Here is a 20,751-nt window from a genome sequence, read left to right on the forward strand (position 1 = left end):
AGTAGAGGATGTCAAAGTTATTGACATCCTTTTAAAAGAATTGAACTTTGTTCCATGAAAGTAGAAATTCTCATTTTAAGGTTAGGGTTTAATAGTATTTAACCTTATTTTCTGCATAAAATACTACAGTAATCTGTGATGATTATTGTAGTATTTTCATGTCTTAGTATAAACAAAAGAGGAGGTATTTATTATGAATAAAAACAACATGGAAGAAATAAAAAATAGAGTAGGTGAAATAGAAAATCTCATGGATAGCTATGTAAGAACTGAAAGACATTTGGAACAACATTCAGATATAGCATCTAAAAATCAAATTCATCATGCTCATGAAATTCAAAAGGAAAGATCTGAGCAAATAGAAAATTTAGAGAATAAAATAGCTTATGGAAACAATCCAGGAAACAACGAATTAGATAATGCAAAAGCAAATTATGAAAAAACTGAAAAATATATAAGTTATAATGGGGACCACATGTCTACTGCACAATTAAATAATATAAAAGAAAAACAAAAAAATAGAAAAAATTTAATTAATTACTTAGAGTAACGGAGATATTTAAATTAAGTTAACAAAATCCATACTACTTCATAATATATAGTAAGACTTCTAGATAAAATAAGGTAATCAACTAGTATTCCATTTGTTACTTTCCTCTAGATGTCTAATGCAGAATTAACGTTATAAAGGCTTTCAAGTTAAAAGTTTTTTATAATTGTAAAAGTCTTAAGGAAACAAAAATATTACTGCTTAATAAGCTTTAATACCTGTTTCATATACTTAAGAAATTATCAATACTAGGCTTAAAATTAGTACGTTGATAATTCCTTAATAATATATATAAAGGGAGTTTGAAGTGTATGGAAAATCAAGAGTTATTAAATGCTCTAATGAGTGATCCAGAAGTAAGAAAATTATTAATTAAATTAAGCAAAAATGAAAATGTTAATGCTGCATTAACAAATAGTTATACACAGGGAAATTATTACCCAAATAATCATAACAACTGTTGCCCACCATGTAACTGCAATCAAAATACAGGTCTAGGTGGATTAGGATTTTTATTCTTACTACCTTTGTTATTCTGTGGATGTGGTTCTAACTTAGGATTTGGAAGAGGTTGTGGCTTTGGTGGTGGATACAATCATGGATGTTTCAATAATTGTTGTGATTGCTGTGATTGTTGTTGCGAGTTTTGGTGTTAATAAATCAATAATATAACTAATATAATAATTCTAGCCCTCTATAAATTTTATAGAGGGCTTTAAATGCTTTATTTTAAAACTTTACTAAATATTTTGGTTCAAGCCTTACTGGTTGATAGGTAAGCTTAGCCTTTCTTAATCCTTCAATACCTAAATCTTGTTCCCTGTTTATAAAAGGTACATGGCTAAAATAGTTTTCTACAAAGGTTTTGTTAATAAAAGCATAAAGTCCATTAATTGTTGAATCAGCTTTTTCTACGTGAATAATTGCCATTTCATCATTGACCTGTTCACCAATTGTAAAGGCAGAGATTTTATCATTAACATAAATTATCATGCCTTTAAAATCTAAATAATGATTGCTTTTTAGCATTTCTTCAATTGCTCTTAGTTCATATAAAAGATACCCCTTACAATCATTTTTTCTACACCATTCTCTAGCAGCTTTTATACAATCGCATATTAATCCATCTGTAATGGGTTCAACTCTATATGTATTATTTTTTATAAAGTTGTTATAATGATTTTTTTTGCTGTGAAGCTTTTTCCCAGAAAGGGAAATGAGTTTTTCACTGGTATATATGTAATCAAAATTATCCCTATCTTCCTCTATTATTAGTTCATCTCCGAAGACTTCTCTAAGGTCCTGAATAAAAGGCTCTTCCGCATCTTTAAAAAGGTAATCAAGCCCTTCTGTAGTTTTATAGTTCATAAGATCACTTACTACTTCTTTTAAATTTTCTCTAGTATAGCCTATAGGTTCCATTAGATGATAACTGCCTTGGAAATCTAATTTCTTTATAATTAACATATCTTTATAAATAGCAAATTGAATATCTAATGCTTTTCTCCACATAAATAAGCTAGTAAAAGAATACTCACAAGTTTTAAATTTATAAGGTTTTAGGTATTTGTCAAATATTGCCTTATCCTCTAATGTCAATGGTTTAAAGTTTAGCATAATACTTCCTCCTAGTAAATTTTTCAATTTCGCATTAATTATATTATAAGGATTTAATAACTTAAATAAAGTTTGTAAAAGAGTTTTAAATAATATTATATATATTTGGGCAAAAATAATATCAGATATAATTATTATAATACAACAAAAACAGAATTTAATCCTATAATTATACTTTAATTTTATGATAATAGGCAGAATAATTTTCACCAAATAGTAATTACGAAATAATTTCCATGCATATTTTATCATTTAAAAAGAACTATATAAAACATGTATAATAGTTTTTTTTACTGGAAAAAATATAGAATGCGTAAAAAAAAGATGAGGTGATTTATTTGGAACCAAAGCTGGAGGGTAATTTAATTATCATTGGAGGGGCAGAGGATAAAAAGGGTGAAAAGGAGATATTAAAGGAGGTATGTAGCAAATTAGACAGAGAAAATGAAAAACTAGTAATTGCTACAGTAGCAACAGAGCTTCCAGAGGAAGTAGGTAAGGAATATACAAAAATATTTAAAAATTTAGGTGTGAAAAATATAAGTATTTTAGATATACAAGACAGAGCCCATGCATTTGAAGAAAAGAATGTAAATATGCTTAAAGCAGCATCAATAGTCTTTTTTACTGGTGGAGACCAATTGAAAATTACAAGTCTTCTAGGAGGCACACCACTTTATAAAGTAATCAAGGATATAAATGAGGAAGGCTGTATATTTGTCGGAACTTCCGCAGGTGCTTCAGTTATGAGCGATACTATGATTATCAGTGGCGCAGATGATGATTCCCCTAAAAAGTGTACCATTAAGATGGCTCCTGGGTTAGGGTTAATTAAAGATGTTATCATAGATCAACACTTCGCTCAACGTGGTAGAGTGGGAAGATTATTAGGAGCCATCGCTGAAAATCCTGAATGTCTTGGTATTGGGATTGATGAAGATACAGCTATAGAAGTTTCTGAGAAAGGGTATTTTAAGGTTCTTGGTTCAGGCGCAGTCTATGTAATTGATGCAAGCGAAATTTCATTTACAAATGTATCGGAGCAGAATCCAGAAGAAATATTATCAATGTTTAATGTGAAGATGCATGTATTAAAGAGTAATGATCGTTTTGATTTAACAAAAAGACAGCCATTTGAAAACGAGGAGGAAAAAAATGAAAATAAATAGTTTTAACACTTTTGAGGGAAGAAACATTTATTCCCATAAAAAGTGTATTAGAATGGATTTAGATTTAGAAGGATATTGTGAAATACCGAGTAAGTCCATTCCGGGTTTTAATGAAAGTCTTGTTAATGCCATTCCGGAGTTAAAGACTCATCGTTGCGGAATCGATGAGGAAGGTGGCTTTGTTAAAAGATTAAAAGAGGGAACATACTTAGCACATATTTGTGAACATTGTATAATAGCTATTCAAAACAGGTTGGGATTAGATGCAAAGTATGGAAAGGCAAGAGAAATTCAAGGAGATAATTATTATATTATATTTGAATATATATATCCTAATACTGCTTTGCATATAGGAAAAACCATAGTAGAATTTGTTAATTCTCTTATAAAAGGCTATGAGTTTAATTTAAATGAATCAGTAGAGGAAATTAAGAAAACTTTATTAAAAGAGCAAATTGGACCAAGTACCCTTGCTATTTGTGAGGAAGCTAAAAAAAGAGGCATACCAGTATTAAAAATTGGAGATGGAAGCATTTTTCAATTAGGATATGGAAAATTTGGGAAAAGAATAGAAGCCACCATTGGTGAAAATACAGGCACTATAGCCGTGGATGCGGCATGTGATAAATATCTAACAAAGCAAATACTTGAAGTTCAGTGTTTGCCAGTTGCACAAGGAACAAAAATTAACAGTGCTATGGATTTATTAGAAGAAGCGATGTGCATAGAATTTCCTTTAGTGCTTAAGCCACAGTTTGGAAATCAAGGCAAAGGGGTTTATGCAAATATTAAAGATGAGAAAGAATTGCTTAAATGTTATAAGGCGCTTTCTAAAGAGTATAAAGATATAATTATGGAAAAATATATTCAAGGAGATGACTATAGAGTTTGTGTAGTGGATGGTCAAGTGGTAGCAGTTTCTAAAAGGACTCCACCATTTATAGTTGGTGATGGGAAGAATACAATAAAACATTTAATTGAAGAATTAAATAAGGATATTCTTAGAGGCGAAGGCCATGAAAAACCACTTACAAAAATTAAAATAGATGATAAAATGCTTCAGCATATTGCAAAAAAGGGATATGACTTAAATACAATTTTAGAGAATGATGAAGAAACAACTCTAAGAGAGAATGCAAACTTATCAACTGGTGGAATGGCACTTGATTGCACAGATATAATCTGCAGAGAAAACGTGGAAATCTGTCAAAGGGCAGCTACGGCAATTGGTTTGGATATCTGTGGAATTGATATAATCTGTAAAGATATTAGTAAACCTTTAGGTAATGAAGGTGTAATTGTAGAAATTAATGCTGCACCAGGAATAAGGATGCATCACTATCCTTCTATGGGTAGAAGTAGAAATGTAGCAGAAAAGATAGTAGATATGCTATTTAAAGCTAGCACAGAAACTTTTCCTATTGTATCAATTACTGGTACTAATGGTAAAACTACTACTACAAGATTAATTAGTCATGTAATGCAACTTTGGGGACGCAATGTAGGCATGACCACAACAGGTGGCATTTATATCAATAACAAATGCATAAGAAAAGGTGATACAACAGGACCACAAAGTGCAAAAACTATATTGTTCAATAGGGAAATAGATGCAGCGGTGCTAGAAACCGCAAGAGGTGGGCTGGTTCGCTCAGGTCTTGCCTATGACCTAGCAGATGTTAGTGTAATCACCAATATAACAGATGATCATCTTGGGATAGATGGGATCGACACCCTAGAGAACTTAGCGCATGTTAAATCTCTAGTTGGAGAAGCTGTAAAACCAGATGGATATGTAGTATTAAATGCTGATGATGAAATGAGTTTAACTATCATAGATAGAATGAAAAGCCACATTATCTTTTTCTCAAAGGATAAAGAAAACCCATATCTTCAAAATAACATACAAAAAGGTGGATATGGAGTATATGTAGAAGATGGATGTCTATGTATCGAACATGAAGAAAGTAAGATCAATCTTATGAGTATAAAGGATATAGGAATAACCTTTGATGGTAATCTTCAATATAATGTAGAAAATGCTATGGCGGCTTGTGGTGCATTAGTAGGATTAGGTGTAGATTATGAAGTAATTAAAAATGGTTTAGCTACTTTCTATTGTAATGAAGAACTTAATCCAGGAAGATTTAATGTATACAAAGTAGGGGAAATAACAGTAGTACTAGATTATGGACATAATGTTGAAGGCTATAAAGCTGTTATGGAGGGATTAAGGAATATTAAGAAAAATAGATTAATTGGCGTTATTGGAGTGCCAGGAGACAGATTAAATAGAAATATTGAAGATTTGGGAAAGATTTCTTCTCAATACTTTGATTATATTTACATTAAGGAGGACTTAGATAAAAGAGGGCGAAAAGAAGGAGAAGTAGCTGAAATTCTTCGACAAGGGGTACTATCAACTGGCTATAAGGAAGAGGCTCTTAATATTATATTAAATGAAAAAGATGCTTTAAGATTGGCTATAGATAATAGCGAGCCAGGAGATATAGTTGTTGTATTCTTTGAAGAATATGGTCCATTAGTAGATTTAATTAGGGGAAAAATAGAAGAAATTAATATGGGCAGTGATAAACATATAGCGTATAGGAATATATCAGGATTAGCATAAATTAAGTAAGTTTTTAACGCTTACAAAATCAAAACAAGGATAGCACTACAAGATGCTATCCTTTATCTTTATCATAAACACATTAAAACTAAAAGGTATCATTACTATCACGTCAAGAAAAAACTAAAACAATATGAAAATATCTTAATAAAAATAAAAATTTACAGAGAATTTAAGTATATACGGATTTATAATTTTTAATTTGTGCAAAATAATAATATGATAATTATAAAATATAACTATGGAGAAACTTTGAAAAAAATCAAAGAGTTTAAATTGATTTAATTAAATTTCAAATAATCAGTTGCAAGGGGGATAGGTAATGAATTCAAGTTCTAACAACAGTATTGTATTTCAAATATTATTAATAGGTATTCTTACTATTGTAAATGCTTTCTTTGCATCTGCAGAAATGGCCATAGTATCACTAAATAAAAATAGACTTAAAATTCTTTCTGATGAGGGTAATGACAATGCAATTTTACTAGAAAAACTTATGGAAGAACCGAGTAAATTTTTAGCTACAATTCAGGTGGGAATAACTCTAGCTGGATTTTTTGCCAGTGCTTCAGCAGCCACTGGATTATCAACTAGATTTTCAAGCTATTTAAGTAAATATAACATACCCTATAGTAGTAAGATTTCAATAATAATTATAACCATTATACTTTCATATTTTACTCTTGTCTTTGGAGAGTTATACCCTAAAAGAATAGCTCTACAAAAATCAGAAGCAATTGCAATGTTTGCAGTTAAGCCAATAGTTTATATTTCCAAAATCACTATTCCATTTGTTAAATTGTTGTCTAATTCCACTAATTTGTTAGTTAGAATATCAGGTATTCAAATTGAGAATCTGGAAGAGAAAGTTTCAAAGGAAGAAATACGTTCACTAATTGAAGTGGGTCAAGAACATGGTGTAATAAATGAAACAGAAAAAGAAATGATAGAAAGTATTTTTGAATTTGACAATACTATTGCTGAAGAAATAATGACACCGAGAACAGAGGTGTTTTTAATAGATATAAATTCACCTCCTGAAAAAATTTTAGAGGAACTACTTGAAGAAAAGTATTCTAGAATTCCAGTATATGAGGAAGATGTAGATAATATTATTGGAATTTTGTATATGAAAGACTTTATTATTGAAGCAAGTATACATGGTTTTGATAAGGTTGATATAAGAAGCATACTAAGAACTCCATATTTTGTTCCAGTTACAAAAAATATAGATAATCTTTTTAAACAGCTACAGAAGTCTAATAACCATATGGCAATTCTAATTGATGAATATGGTGGTTTTGCTGGTATTGTTACTATTGAGGATTTAATAGAAGAAGTTATGGGGAATATATTTGATGAGTATGATGATACCGAGCCTTACATAAAAAAAATTGATATCGATACCTATATTGTAAATGGATTATTATCCATAAATGAGGTAAATGATTATTTCAGCATAAACTTACAGTCAGAACACTCAGATACTATCGGTGGATTTGTAGTAGATTTAATTGATAATATCCCTAGCGGAGTTAATGAAACAGTGGAATATGGCAGTATAATTTTTAAAGTTGAAGAAGTGAAAGAGAAAAGAATTGAAAAGGTTAGAATAATTATTAAAGGGGAAATATAGGTTTTCCCCTTTAATTTTTTATCATTAGACTTTATAATAAAATTGATATAAAAATATTTTAAGTTGTACTGTATTATTGTAAAATAGTTCAAAAATCAAACAAATAGTGATTTTTTCAATTATATAGGGAGTATTAGCCAACTAAATTGTAAACCTTGTGATTTAGTAAATATAAAATTAGGTGTATGATTGTAAGTTTCTAAGGTAAGAGATATATCTTAGAAAATATTAGGGACAAGGGGCAGGTGTAATACTTACAATAAATTTGGTTCCTTAAGTTTAAAGTTTAAAAATTATGTAGTTAGGGGTTAAAGAATGGATAAAAAAGTTTTAATTGTAGATGATGAGAAATATATCCTAGAATTACTACAAGTAAATCTAGAGAGTAATGGGTTTGAAGTTATAACTTGCGATAAGGGTAATGAAGTTATAGGCATTTGTGAGGAAGCTATGCCAGATGTTATTTTGCTTGATTTAATGTTGCCAGGCTTAGATGGACTTGAAATATGTAAAAAAGTTAGGAATCACCCTAAACTTTTTAATACAGTAATTATAATGATTACTGCTAGAGGGGATGAAATTGACAAAGTAGTAGGCTTAGAACTTGGAGCAGATGATTATATGTCTAAACCCTTTAGTGTTCGTGAAGTAATTGCAAGAATTAAAGCTATATTTCGAAGAATAGATGCTAAAGGTAGTAATACAACTTTAAATATTTGCACTAAAAACGATAGTCTTAGAATTGATTATGAAACTGGAGAAGTGTTTGTAGCTGGTGAAAAAGTAAATTTGTCCTACATGGAGTTTAAATTACTAGAAGTGTTAGCTCATAACAGAGGAAATATTGTGCAAAGGCAGGAGCTTTTTAGACAGGTTTGGGGTTATGAATTGGTAGAAGAGACTAGAACCTTGGATGTACATATTAGAAAGCTGAGAAAGAAATTAGGTGATGATGAAAAGTATCCAAACCTAATAGAGACAGTAAGAGGATTAGGTTATAAGCTTAAATAAAACTACAGTTTTAATTAAAAATATACATTGTACTAGGAGTTGTGCAGATGAAAAAGAAGCTAATTGCTGGATGTTTAATAGTAATATTAGTAAGTTCTGTAATTACGGGAGTATTAGCTATAGGATTAATAAGGCAATCGCTTATTAATAGTGCTTCCGATCGATTAATAAGCAATGGATACCTAATTAATAAAGTTTTAATGAATAGACAAAATGAGGATATAAATTATAAAGACTTTGCTAAAGAATTACAGCGAGAAACAAGTCAAAGAATTACTTTTATAGACTCAAAGGGGCAGCTTGTTGCTGATTCCATGGACAACATTGAATTCCATAGCATTAATGGAAATCCAGAGTTAGAAAGTTCCTTAAAGGGTGATAAAACTGTATTAGTTAACAATGGTACGAATGGAGAAACCTATGTTTCGGTAGTTATGCCTGCAGTACAGGTGCAAAATAATGTAATAATAGTAAGGCTTCAAAGCCCCTTAGATTATCTCCATAAACTTACTCAAATATTAATTAGAAATATAGGGTTTGCAATAATTATTGGTATTTTCACTACTATAAGTATTGGTTATGCCTATAGTAAAAGAATTTTAAAGCCAATAAATGATATAACTACAGTTTCTAAGCAAATTGCCAAAGGAAACTTTAAAAAAAGAGTTGTCATAAATACTGGTGATGAAATAGAGGATATGGGAAACACCTTCAATTATATGGCTGAGACTATTGAAAGTAATATAAATATGTTGAATGATAGAAACTTAAAGTTAAGAGCAATAACTATTGGTATGGTAGATGGGATTTTAGCCTTTGATACCAGTGGCAATATAATTTTAATAAATGAGCTAGCTAAAGATATTCTTAATTTAGATGAAGATACCTTAGAAGGAGCTAATATTTATAACTTAATCCATAATGATTCCATATTAGAACTTGTTGAGGCAACTTTAAAAGGGGAACCTCATGAAACTAAGGAAATGACCTTTAAGTTTAATCCAGCTTTTGTATATCAAGTAAAGACAAATTTATTTTCTTATGAAGGAACCCCAGAAAATAAAGGGGTAGTTCTAGTTTTTGAGGATATTACAGAAATAAAGAAATCAGAAAGTTTAAAAAGGGATTTTATAATTAATGCATCCCATGAACTTAAGACTCCACTTACTACTATTAGTGGCTTTTTAGAAACCCTAAGACTCGGAAATTATAAAAGTGAAGAACAAAGAGAAAGATTTATGAATATTATTGAATCTGAAACTAATAGGTTAAAGACGTTGACACAGAATATGTTAAATCTTGCAGTATTAGAAAACGTTCATGGCTATGATGAAGAGGGATGCACTAACTTAAATATAAATTGCATATTTAAAGAGCTAAAGAGTGTAGTAGAATATTTAGCGGAAAGTAAAAATATAAATCTTCACTTTGATATTCCAGAAGACTTTGAACTAAAACTATGTAATAAGGATTGGTTTAAACAGTTGTTTTTAAATCTAATTCATAACGCAATAAAATATACTCCTACAGGTGGAAATGTACGTGTAAGTTGTACTGTAAAACAAAAGGAAGCTGTATTTATAGTGGAAGATGATGGTGTTGGAATTAGTGAAGAAGACTTATCTAGAATATTTCATAGATTCTATAGAGTAGATAAATCTAGGGCAAGTGAAATTGATGGAACTGGATTAGGGCTTGCAATTGTAAAACATATTGTAAAGGTACTTAAAGGTAAAATTACTGTTAAAAGCCAAGTTGGAAAGGGTAGCCGGTTTACAGTTTTTTTACCGGTTAACAAAAATTAGGGGCAAAAGAAAGCACGTACTTTCTTTACCATAAAATATTTTTAAGTAAGGGAACAAGCTACGAGTTATTCTAGATTTAATAATTTATATTAAGTCTAGAAGCTAATTTCCAGCTTGTTTACTTATGTAAGTATATAGTAAAAACTAAGTTTATAAATAATAGTACTTTTGTTGTACAAGGCGTTGAGGAAGTAAAAGTGAGGATTTTGCTATATTTCATGAAAACCAATGAGTTTAAATTTTATTTAATAAGTACTTTAAAAATCTAAAATTGTTTCGATTATAAAAATAAGAGTACTTAGAGATGAATATAAAGGCTCTGCAGTATTATAGACATCTTTTAAAATGACTTGTCTATATCTGAGTATATTTAGTGTTGTTTTGTATTAATAGAAGCTATATATCTTATTAAGAGAGACGGTTTCTTATATAACATTAGGTAACTTTTTTATTTATGACTTGTTATTTTCCTATAGATGAATTAACTAAGAAGTGACAAATTAAGGAGCTACATTTATGAAGAGAAATGACAAAAATTACCATAAACTAATGAGTTTTGCCACGACTGAAAATGGATATATCTATTGGATTTGGAAGAAAGAGTCTAATGTTATTTCCTATAGTGAAAATTGGGAAAGTATATTGGGATATAAACAAAATAAAATAGGAAACTCTTACGAAGATTGGATAAAACATGTAGAGACCAAAGATAGAGAATTAATTGAGAAAGAGCTTTTCAAATTACCATTTATTGATGAATTATCATTAAACTACAGAGTAAACCATAGTGAAGGAAAACATATTAATATTCTATCTAGGGCAAAAGTTATAGCTAGAGATGAAAAGGGAAAACCATTATGTATAATAGGAACTCATGAAGATATAACAGAAGAATTAAAAATAAAAAAAGAGCTAGAAAATTGCAAAGAGCAATATGAAATTTTGTATGCTAAGCTTGAAAATTACGCATTCTTTGACACTCTTACAGGTCTTCCTAACAGAATTAACATTGAAACAAGTTTAAATGTTATTATAAGTGAAGCTATATTAAACAGTACAAAGGGAGCTGTATTGTTTATTGATTTAGATAATTTTAAAAATTTAAATGATACCTTAGGTCATACCTTTGGGGATGAAGCAATTAAAAAAGTAAGTAATATAATTAAACATATGTGTAAAGATGGACTAATACCAGCAAGGGTTGGTGGTGATGAATTTGTTATTGTTATGCCAAGGTATACAAAGATTACTGAAGTTATTGAGTTTACAAAAAAAATACTGAAGGCATTAGAACAAATAAGAAATATTAATAATAATGAAGTAACTCTATCAACTAGTATAGGAATTAGTACTTTTCCAGATCAAGGAAGGAACTCTTTACAGGTGCTAAAGAATGCAGATATTGCAATGCAAAAGGTAAAGGAAGTAGGAAAAAACAATTATAAATTCTATACTGATGCAATGACTAAGGAGATTGAGAATAAAGTAGAAATACAAAAGTATTTAGTTAGAGCAATTGAAAAAAATGAACTAGTTTTACACTACCAACCTCTAGTTGATGCTAATAGTGAAAAAGTTGATAGTGTAGAAGCCTTAATTAGATGGCAACATCCTACTAAGGGGCTAATATCTCCCTTAGTTTTTATTCCTATAGCTGAAGAAATAGGGATCATCAATGAACTTGGAAGATGGGTGCTTACCACTGCTTGTAAACAAAATAAAGAATGGGAAAACAAAGGTTTTGCACCTATTAAAGTATCAATTAATGTCTCACCTCTTCAACTTGAACATGATGATTTTACGTTAGTTGTTAAGAATGCTTTAGTTGAAAGTGGATTAAATCCTAAATATCTTCAACTAGAAATTACTGAAAATGTCAGTATGAAATTTCTTGATGAAAATATTAGAATTCTTGAAGAATTAAGAAGTTTAGGCGTGAATATAGCCATGGATGACTTTGGTACTGGATACTCATCTCTAAATTATTTAATGAAATTACCCATTGATTCTTTAAAAATTGATAAGTCCTTTATTGATAATATTAATGAAAGTAACAATAAAGAATTAATTATGGATACAATCATTAAATTGGCACATAGTTTAAATTTAGAAGTAATAGCTGAAGGGGTTGAAACTTTGGACCAGCTAAATGTATTAAAAAAGATGAGTTGTAATAAGATACAAGGATATCTTTTTAGCAGACCACTACCTAAAGATGAGATGGAAGAATTTTTTAATAAAAAAGTTATTAATAATTAGCCTTTACAATTTTTATAGTTGCCCCTATTTAAAATATTAAAATAGGGGCAACTATTTTTATTACTATTTTTATATATATTTTGTTAAATATTATTATTTATAGAAAATATTCTAGGTTTTAGGGTAGAATATATTTATTATTTTATATACTAAAATATATTTTTGGGGTATAATAAAAATCGTATGTAACAATACAGTATTTGCTAATTTTCACTAAACAAAGGAGGCATATTTAATGGATTTCTTACTAAGAGGTATTACTTCCATAACAATTCAGCAAGTTATAATGTGGGTTATTGGAGCAGTACTTATTTATCTTGCAGTTAAAAAGGATTTTGAACCAGCACTATTATTACCAATAGGCTTTGGTGCAATTCTTGTGAATATTCCTTTCTCAGGAGCAATAACACAGATTATTGGAGGACATGAGGAAATAGGAATAATAGATAATTTATTCAGTATGGGAATTGCAAACGAATTATTTCCATTAATTTTATTTATTGGTATCGGAGCAATGATCGACTTTGGACCACTTTTAACAAACCCTAAGATGTTATTATTCGGGGCAGCAGCTCAATTTGGAATATTTTTCACTATCAGCGCAGCAGCTTTATTAGGCTTTGATTTAAAGGATGCAGCATCAATTGGAATAATAGGAGCAGCAGATGGACCTACATCAATCTTTGTAGCAAACTTTTTTAATAGTAAATACATAGGGCCCATAACAGTTGCAGCCTATACATATATGGCTTTAGTACCAATTATACAACCAATTGCTCCATAACAATTCAGCAAGTTATAATGTGGGTTATTGGAGCAGTACTTATTTATCTTGCAGTTAAAAAGGATTTTGAACCAGCACTATTATTACCAATAGGCTTTGGTGCAATTCTTGTGAATATTCCTTTCTCAGGAGCAATAACACAGATTATTGGAGGACATGAGGAAATAGGAATAATAGATAATTTATTCAGTATGGGAATTGCAAACGAATTATTTCCATTAATTTTATTTATTGGTATCGGAGCAATGATCGACTTTGGACCACTTTTAACAAACCCTAAGATGTTATTATTCGGGGCAGCAGCTCAATTTGGAATATTTTTCACTATCAGCGCAGCAGCTTTATTAGGCTTTGATTTAAAGGATGCAGCATCAATTGGAATAATAGGAGCAGCAGATGGACCTACATCAATCTTTGTAGCAAACTTTTTTAATAGTAAATACATAGGGCCCATAACAGTTGCAGCCTATACATATATGGCTTTAGTACCAATTATACAACCAATTGCAATTAAACTCGTAACAACAAAGAAAGAAAGACAAATAAGAATGAAATATAACCCTGCATCAGTATCAAAAACAACTAAGATACTTTTCCCAGTAGTAGTTACAATAATTGCAGGTTTAATAGCACCAACAGCAGTATCTCTTGTAGGTTTTTTAATGTTTGGAAACTTAATTAGAGAATGTGGAGTTTTAGAAAGATTATCACAAACAGCACAAAATGAATTAGCAAACTTAGTTACCTTATTATTAGGTATAACAATAGCATCGAAAATGAAGGCAGAGTTTTTTGTAACCGTTGAAACGCTAACAATAATAGGATTAGGACTTGTGGCATTCATATTCGATACAATCGGAGGAGTTTTATTTGCAAAATTCCTAAACTTATTCTCAAAGGAAAAAATAAATCCTATGGTAGGAGCAGCTGGAATATCAGCATTCCCAATGTCAGCTAGAGTAATCCAAAAGATGGCTCAAAAAGAAGATAATCAAAACTTCTTACTTATGCATGCAGTATCAGCAAACGTGGCAGGGCAAATAGCTTCAGTTATTGCTGGTGGATTAATAATTTTTCTATTAGGATAGGAGGAATGAATCATGAGTAATATAGATGTTTTCTTAGAGACTCTTCCAGTAATGGGAAAAGGCATGGCAGGAATTTTTGTAGTTATGTTTATAATATTTCTTTCTATTAAGCTTTTAAACTCAACCTTTAAAGTAAAAGAATAGAAACTAATGAACTTATAATAATAAACTGGAGAATTAATCGTATCAAATTAATTCTCCAGTTTTTTTAATTATATTGCTATTTCTTCAGTGTAGTTTGAGGATGCTTTCATTTCAGCAGCCATATAGTTAGTTAAATCTACAACTCTACAAGCATATCCCCACTCATTGTCATACCAAGAAACCACTTTAACCATGTTTCCATCCATAACCATAGTTGATAGTGCATCGATAATAGAAGATCTTTCGTCACCTCTATAGTCTATTGATACAAGTGGTTCTTCTGAATAACCAAGTATCCCTTTCATTTGACCTTCAGCAGCAAGATTATCACAAACAGCACAAAATGAATTAGCAAACTTAGTTACCTTATTATTAGGTATAACAATAGCATCGAAAATGAAGGCAGAGTTTTTTGTAACCGTTGAAACGCTAACAATAATAGGATTAGGACTTGTGGCATTCATATTCGATACAATCGGAGGAGTTTTATTTGCAAAATTCCTAAACTTATTCTCAAAGGAAAAAATAAATCCTATGGTAGGAGCAGCTGGAATATCAGCATTCCCAATGTCAGCTAGAGTAATCCAAAAGATGGCTCAAAAAGAAGATAATCAAAACTTCTTACTTATGCATGCAGTATCAGCAAACGTGGCAGGGCAAATAGCTTCAGTTATAGCTGGTGGATTAATAATTTTTCTATTAGGATAGGAGGAATGAATCATGAGTAATATAGATGTTTTCTTAGAGACTCTTCCAGTAATGGGAAAAGGCATGGCAGGAATTTTTGTAGTTATGTTTATAATATTTCTTTCTATTAAGCTTTTAAACTCAACCTTTAAAGTTGAGAAGGAAAAATAATAAGAACAATGTAAAAAAGTTGTGTGCATGAACCATGTACACAACTTTAAATTATAATGAATTTTGGAATATATGTCTTTCCAGACAATACAAGATTAAGAAAACAAAAATGTGCCAACATATGGGTATGTCGGCACATTCTTTTATACTCTTTTTCTTCCAAATATCAAGTCAATTAGGAAAATTACAACTGCAGCTATTAATAAAATGTGAATAGCTGTACCAAAGAAATTAAAGAAAAATCCAATTAACCAAAATGCGAAAACTATTCCACCTAGCCATCTTAGAAATCCCATAAAAAATACCTCCTTATCTCAACCCTTTAGATTTTGTATGGATAAAAATTAATATAAATTTAAGGGTATCTATAGTATTTACAGTTAAGTATTTTTTATTCTACTTCAGTAAGTTGATTCCAATAGCGACTAGGCATCATACGTTTTTGAAGTTTAGAGTTTGTTCGTTCTTTAATGGTAGTGGAATCAAAATAAGTCCTCCAGAGATCAGCATAAATGTTGTCTTTGTTATGGTTTAATAGATTCTTACTCTCACTATTTGTGAAATCTCCAATTATCCATTTACCATTAGTGCTAAATATAGCAATTTGTCTTTTAATATCGTGTATAATAAAATTTTGATTTTTAAATCTAGTGGAAAAGTGTGAACCGATAAGAGGAAGAATATTATGGTCAGGTTCAATAGAGCTATAATAAAAATTTTCTTCAAGATTTTTAAAACGTATAAACCCTAAGAATCGGTGGCTTTCCAATGACACCCTTCTACTTATTTTTAAAACTTCTATAACAATGTCATTGTGTAAGTGGGAATCCAATTCTTTCTTTAGTTTAAACCCTAGGACAATAAACTTATAAAGAAGGGTATAGATATCCTCATAAGAACTCAAAGTACAGTGATATATGTGAATAAGAGAGGCTTTGGAGAAATCTTTTTTTATAGCAGCATTTACCTTATTACTTTTTAATTCATCTGTATCTATGTTGATAAATTCATCAATTAAATTTAAGGAACTATCATAATTATCTCTAGAAATTATTTTAGCTGGCTTGTTATGACTATAATAACTATCATATATAGCTGTAAGAAATCCTTCAAAGGAACCATCAAAAACGTAAATTATCATAATATCACCTACAAATTATATTTCTCCTATAAGAGCACTTAACTTATCCTTTGTTGATACCACGGCAGGAAGGGTTGTAAATAAAGAAAGTTGTTCATAATCTTTCTGTAGTGGAGAAGGGGAAATAATTGCTTTACGAATAAGTTTACTTTCAATTTTTTCTTTTTCAAAGTTAACATCTCCATAATATTTTCCTCTACAGGTTATAAAGTATTGTGCTCTTTTCATAACTACGCCTAATTTTTTTACATCATCAAAATTTAAAAATTGAACTTTCCTTGTAATAACAATTCTTTTAGCTGAACGAACCCCAATACCAGGCACCCTTAAGAGTTTCTCATAGGAAGCTGTATTAATTTCTGCTGGGAAATCATTTAAATTATTTAAGGCATAACTAGTTTTAGGATCTAAATCTTCATGGAAGTTAGGAGAGTGTTCATTAAGCAATTCATCTGCGCTAAAGCCATAATATCGTAAAAGCCAATCAGCTTGATATAACCTATTTTCTCTTACAAGAGGGGGGTGCTTGATAGTAGGTAAATTTTTATTAGTATTAATTGGCACATAAGCGGAATAGTATACTCTTTTAAGAGAAAACTTATTATATAACCCCTCAGAAAGTTTTAAAATATTGTAGTCAGTGTCAGCAGTAGCACCCACAATAAGTTGAGTGCTTTGTCCACCGGGTACAAATAGAGGGGCTTTCTTAAAGATTTTATGGTTATCTAGGGACGTGGATATTTCTTTATTTATAAGAGACATTGGTTTTAGAATGCTCTCCTTAGATTTTTGGGGTGCAAGAAGCTTTAAGCCTTGGGATGATGGAAGTTCAATATTTACACTCATCCTATCAGCATATAAGCCAGCTTCTTTAATTAAATAGTCATCTGCACCAGGAATTGCTTTTACATGTATGTATCCGTTAAATTTATGGTTAAGCCTAAGGGACTTTAAAATTTTCACTAATAGTTCCATGGTGTAATTAGCATTTTTAAAAACTGCTGAACTTAAAAATAAACCTTCAATATAGTTTCGTTTATAAAAATTCATTGTTAAGTCTACCACTTCTTCTGGTGAAAAGGCGGCTCTTTCAACATCATTATTAAGCCTGTTTATACAGTAAGCACAGTCATATATACAATAATTAGTTAAAAGAATTTTAAGAAGAGATATACATCTGCCATCAGGAGTGAAACTATGGCAAATACCACTAGAATGAGAATTGCCTATTCCGTTGTTAAAGTTTTTTCTCTTACTTCCGCTTGAAGAGCAGGAAACATCATATTTGGCAGCATCTGATAAAATTCTTAGCTTTTCAATTAATTCCATAATATTAACCTCGTAAATTAATTTAATAAGTATATTATAGCACAAATGTTCGCATAGTACTACAAAATGTAAGTTTTTTAGTGCTATTTAATCTTTAGGGTAAATTGCTTAGAATCATCAAAAAAACTACAGCTTATCTTACAAGGCCATTAATTAATTTTTATTATGCTTTAAATATATGGCTTTAAATAAATAAGATAAACAACTAAAAATCACTTATAGATTATCTATAAGATAATTTTAAATACATACACAGTAGTTTCTATTCAGTTTTAAAGCTTTTTCTAAAACTCCTCTTTGAAGGCAGTTGAAGAAAATACATTATAATTGAAGCCAGAGATATGAGAACCATGATTAAAAGCCAAGCAGCTTTAATTTCTGTTAAAGTTATAAATTTACCCATAATGGCAGGACCTACAGCTCTACCTGCTCCAGTAATTAAAGGAAGCACAGCATTAAACCTGCCTCTATGACTAATAGGGGTTTGGCTTAGAATAAAGATGGATTGATTAGTATAAACTAAAATTTCTCCAATACTCCATATTATTGAAGAAAGAATAAATAATAATGGTGTAGTTACAAAATAAAGCATACCAAAGCCTATAAAATACATTACTCCACCTAAAGTTATATTAACAAGAGGAGGAAATTTTTTAGTAAGAGTAGTAACAAAGGTAGTTAAAGTAACTACTACAATAGAGTTAACTGTAATTACATATCCAAAGACCTTAGAACCAGCATTTCCAAAGAGCTCAGAGGTTTGAAGTGGGATAACAAACAAACACTGAGCATGGGTAAAAGAAAAAATTATACAGGTTAAGGAAAAAGCCATGAGGATTGGCCTAGATAGAAATGCTTTAATAAATCCAGAGTCCGTTGCTTTTTCATTTTCATCTAAGTCCAAATCTAAGCTATAACTATGCAATTCTTCTTTCTTATAAGTCTCGTCAATGAATATCTGGACTAAGGCCACAGATATTACTATTGCTATGATGTTTCCAATAAAAATGTATCTTATATATTCATTAAATAAATATCCTGCTAATACTGCTCCAACGGCAGTACCTACATTAGACCCAATGTATAGAAGAGAAAAAACCTCATTTCTATTTTTCTTTGAAGTGAAATCAGAAATAAGAGCTATATAACCAGGTTCTGTAACTGCACCAAAAAATATAAATCCAAAAATAAAGTAAGCAGAATACATGGAATAGGGATTTATAACACAAGGTATAAAACATAGCGCAGCAGCTAGCTGACTTAAAATGACTAAGTACTTTCTACCGTGGTGATCTGCAATTCTACCACCAATTAGGGAACCAGGAATATAAAATCCTGCACCAATCATAATTAGAAAACCAACCTTATCGGGAGGAAAGTTCAAACCTTTAGTGAGATATAAGGTTAAAAAAGGGATAACAAAATTTCCAAGTTTAGTAATCATATTAGTAATAAACAATATATAAACTCCTCTAGGAAGGTTAGAATATTGAAGAAGAAACTCTTTATATTTTTTCATAATAAATACCTCTAATTCCATAACAATTTGAACCTTTAAGAAAATTATTTCACTTTATTCATCTGTGAAATTTGAAAATTCATTATATATTTAATTAAAAAAGTGTAAAATAAAATAAAAGATTATAAATAGGTTTAATAATCACTATATTATATTGTATAATATTTTTAGAATAATATACAAATCTGGAGGAAACCATGAAAAATAAGGTATATATAGCAAATCCAATTCCTAAATATGTTGAAGAATATATAGGTAAATATTGTGAATACCAAATATGGAATGGAGATTCGAAAATCACAAGAGATAAACTATTAGAAAATGTTAAGGATGTTGATGGATTAATAGTATTTGGTCATAAAATTGATGAAGAACTATTAAGTGTAGCACCAAAGCTAAAGGTTGTAAGCAATTTATCAGTGGGTTATGATAATTTTAATATTGAAGAAATGAAAAAAAGGGGAGTTGTAGGAACTAACACTCCTTATGTGTTAGATGATACAGTGGCAGATTTAATATTTGCACTTATCTTATCCACATCAAGAAGAGTAGTTGAATTAGACAAATATGTAAGACAAGGTAAATGGAAGAAGGACATTGAGAGAACTCATTTTGGATTAGATGTTCATGGAGCTACCCTTGGAATTATAGGCATGGGAAATATAGGCGAAGCAATAGCTACAAGGGGCAAATTTGGCTTTGGTATGGACATTCTTTATCATAACAGAACTAGAAAACCTCAAGCAGAAAAAGAACTAGGAGCTAAGTATTGTTCCTTGGAGGAAGTTTTAAGAAAGTCAGATTTTATTGTGTTAATGACCCCATTAACTGAAGATACCAAAGAACTTATTGGTTATAAGGAATTTGATATGATGAAGGACACTGCTATTTTTATAAACGGATCTAGAGGTCAAACTGTTAATGAAGAAGCTTTAATTAATGCATTAAATAATAAAAAGATCTTTGGTGCTGGCCTGGATGTATTTTATAAGGAACCTGTAGATGTTAATAATCCACTATTAAAGATGGATAATGTGGTGGTATTACCCCATATTGGATCTGCCACTGGAAAAACCCGTGATGAGATGGCAATGCTAGCAGCAGAAAATATGGTAAAAGCGCTTAAGGGTGAAATGCCGCCAACTATGGTTAAGGAATTTAAAAAAGAGTAAATACTTATTAGAAATCCAAAAAATCATAAGTAAAAAC

General features: G+C 30.2%; 17 protein-coding genes and 3 pseudogenes. 14 read left to right on the forward strand and 6 right to left on the reverse strand.

Annotation, left to right across the window (positions count from 1 at the left end; genetic code table 11):
- Nucleotides 1-193: 193 nt before the first annotated feature.
- Nucleotides 194-550: a hypothetical protein gene (locus C661_RS0112020; RefSeq protein ID WP_017415567.1), complete on the forward strand. Its 357-nt coding sequence runs from the start codon at nt 194-196 to the stop codon at nt 548-550.
- 311 nt (nt 551-861) lie between these two features.
- Nucleotides 862-1,206 (forward strand): hypothetical protein, encoded by a 345-nt coding sequence (locus C661_RS21805; protein ID WP_017415568.1) that lies wholly within the window; start codon nt 862-864, stop codon nt 1,204-1,206.
- Between the two features lie 73 nt (nt 1,207-1,279).
- Here C661_RS21805 and C661_RS0112030 read toward each other — a convergent pair whose 3' ends face one another.
- Nucleotides 1,280-2,167, reverse strand: coding sequence for a DUF2156 domain-containing protein (locus C661_RS0112030; RefSeq protein ID WP_017415569.1), 888 nt, complete (start codon nt 2,165-2,167; stop codon nt 1,280-1,282).
- A gap of 338 nt (nt 2,168-2,505) precedes the next feature.
- Here C661_RS0112030 and C661_RS0112035 point away from each other — a divergent pair, with 338 nt between their 5' ends.
- The 9 genes and pseudogenes from C661_RS0112035 to C661_RS24415 all read left to right on the forward strand — a co-directional run bounded on the left by C661_RS0112035 (nt 2,506) and on the right by C661_RS24415 (nt 14,695).
- Complete coding sequence (locus C661_RS0112035; RefSeq protein WP_017415570.1) at nt 2,506-3,336, forward strand: cyanophycinase; 831 nt, start codon at nt 2,506-2,508, stop codon at nt 3,334-3,336.
- Nucleotides 3,323-5,968, forward strand: a complete 2,646-nt coding sequence (gene cphA, locus C661_RS0112040) for a cyanophycin synthetase (protein WP_017415571.1) — start codon at nt 3,323-3,325, stop codon at nt 5,966-5,968. The genes C661_RS0112035 and cphA overlap by 14 nt, the downstream gene beginning before the upstream one ends.
- Nucleotides 5,969-6,290: 322 nt before the next feature.
- Nucleotides 6,291-7,604, forward strand: coding sequence for a hemolysin family protein (locus tag C661_RS0112045; RefSeq protein ID WP_017415572.1), 1,314 nt, complete (start codon nt 6,291-6,293; stop codon nt 7,602-7,604).
- 315 nt (nt 7,605-7,919) lie between these two features.
- Nucleotides 7,920-8,615, forward strand: coding sequence for a response regulator (locus tag C661_RS0112050; protein ID WP_017415573.1), 696 nt, complete (start codon nt 7,920-7,922; stop codon nt 8,613-8,615).
- Between the two features lie 47 nt (nt 8,616-8,662).
- Nucleotides 8,663-10,420 (forward strand): HAMP domain-containing sensor histidine kinase, encoded by a 1,758-nt coding sequence (locus C661_RS21810; RefSeq protein WP_017415574.1) that lies wholly within the window; start codon nt 8,663-8,665, stop codon nt 10,418-10,420.
- A gap of 516 nt (nt 10,421-10,936) precedes the next feature.
- Complete coding sequence (locus C661_RS21815) at nt 10,937-12,679, forward strand: bifunctional diguanylate cyclase/phosphodiesterase (RefSeq protein WP_017415575.1); 1,743 nt, start codon at nt 10,937-10,939, stop codon at nt 12,677-12,679.
- A gap of 235 nt (nt 12,680-12,914) precedes the next feature.
- Nucleotides 12,915-13,457 (forward strand): annotated as a pseudogene (locus tag C661_RS0112065) (sodium ion-translocating decarboxylase subunit beta); the annotation flags it as partial.
- A gap of 23 nt (nt 13,458-13,480) precedes the next feature.
- Complete coding sequence (locus C661_RS0112070; RefSeq protein ID WP_017415577.1) at nt 13,481-14,551, forward strand: sodium ion-translocating decarboxylase subunit beta; 1,071 nt, start codon at nt 13,481-13,483, stop codon at nt 14,549-14,551.
- A gap of 12 nt (nt 14,552-14,563) precedes the next feature.
- Entirely contained in the window at nt 14,564-14,695 is a 132-nt protein-coding gene (locus C661_RS24415; RefSeq protein WP_017415578.1) for an OadG-related small transporter subunit, read from the forward strand.
- A 68-nt stretch (nt 14,696-14,763) separates the two neighbouring features.
- On the opposite strand, the pseudogene C661_RS21820 reads toward C661_RS24415, so the two are convergent.
- A pseudogene (locus C661_RS21820) lies at nt 14,764-15,015 on the reverse strand (type I glyceraldehyde-3-phosphate dehydrogenase); the annotation flags it as partial.
- Nucleotides 15,016-15,019: 4 nt separating this feature from the next.
- On the opposite strand from C661_RS21820, the pseudogene C661_RS21825 reads away from it, so the two are divergent.
- Nucleotides 15,020-15,403 (forward strand): annotated as a pseudogene (locus C661_RS21825) (sodium ion-translocating decarboxylase subunit beta); the annotation flags it as partial.
- A 12-nt stretch (nt 15,404-15,415) separates the two neighbouring features.
- A complete protein-coding gene (locus C661_RS23975) occupies nt 15,416-15,553 on the forward strand; it encodes an OadG-related small transporter subunit (protein ID WP_017415581.1) in 138 nt (45 codons plus the stop codon).
- 143 nt (nt 15,554-15,696) lie between these two features.
- Here C661_RS23975 and C661_RS23665 read toward each other — a convergent pair whose 3' ends face one another.
- From C661_RS23665 to C661_RS0112110, 4 genes are all read right to left on the reverse strand, one after another.
- A complete protein-coding gene (locus C661_RS23665) occupies nt 15,697-15,849 on the reverse strand; it encodes a lmo0937 family membrane protein (protein ID WP_017415582.1) in 153 nt (50 codons plus the stop codon).
- Nucleotides 15,850-15,944: 95 nt separating this feature from the next.
- Complete coding sequence (locus tag C661_RS0112100; RefSeq protein ID WP_017415583.1) at nt 15,945-16,694, reverse strand: TIGR03915 family putative DNA repair protein; 750 nt, start codon at nt 16,692-16,694, stop codon at nt 15,945-15,947.
- Nucleotides 16,695-16,709: 15 nt separating this feature from the next.
- Entirely contained in the window at nt 16,710-18,023 is a 1,314-nt protein-coding gene (locus C661_RS0112105; protein WP_017415584.1) for a putative DNA modification/repair radical SAM protein, read from the reverse strand.
- Nucleotides 18,024-18,285: 262 nt separating this feature from the next.
- Nucleotides 18,286-19,542 carry an MFS transporter gene (locus tag C661_RS0112110; protein WP_017415585.1) on the reverse strand — a complete coding sequence of 419 codons (1,257 nt, stop codon included), beginning with the start codon at nt 19,540-19,542 and terminating at the stop codon, nt 18,286-18,288.
- Between the two features lie 197 nt (nt 19,543-19,739).
- Between C661_RS0112110 and C661_RS0112115 the strand changes: the two genes are divergently transcribed.
- Nucleotides 19,740-20,714 carry a 2-hydroxyacid dehydrogenase gene (locus tag C661_RS0112115; RefSeq protein ID WP_017415586.1) on the forward strand — a complete coding sequence of 325 codons (975 nt, stop codon included), beginning with the start codon at nt 19,740-19,742 and terminating at the stop codon, nt 20,712-20,714.
- The last annotated feature ends 37 nt before the right edge of the window (nt 20,715-20,751 follow it).

This window comes from Clostridium tunisiense TJ (assembly GCF_000300195.1).
GTDB classification, from domain to species: domain Bacteria; phylum Bacillota; class Clostridia; order Clostridiales; family Clostridiaceae; genus Clostridium_J; species Clostridium_J tunisiense.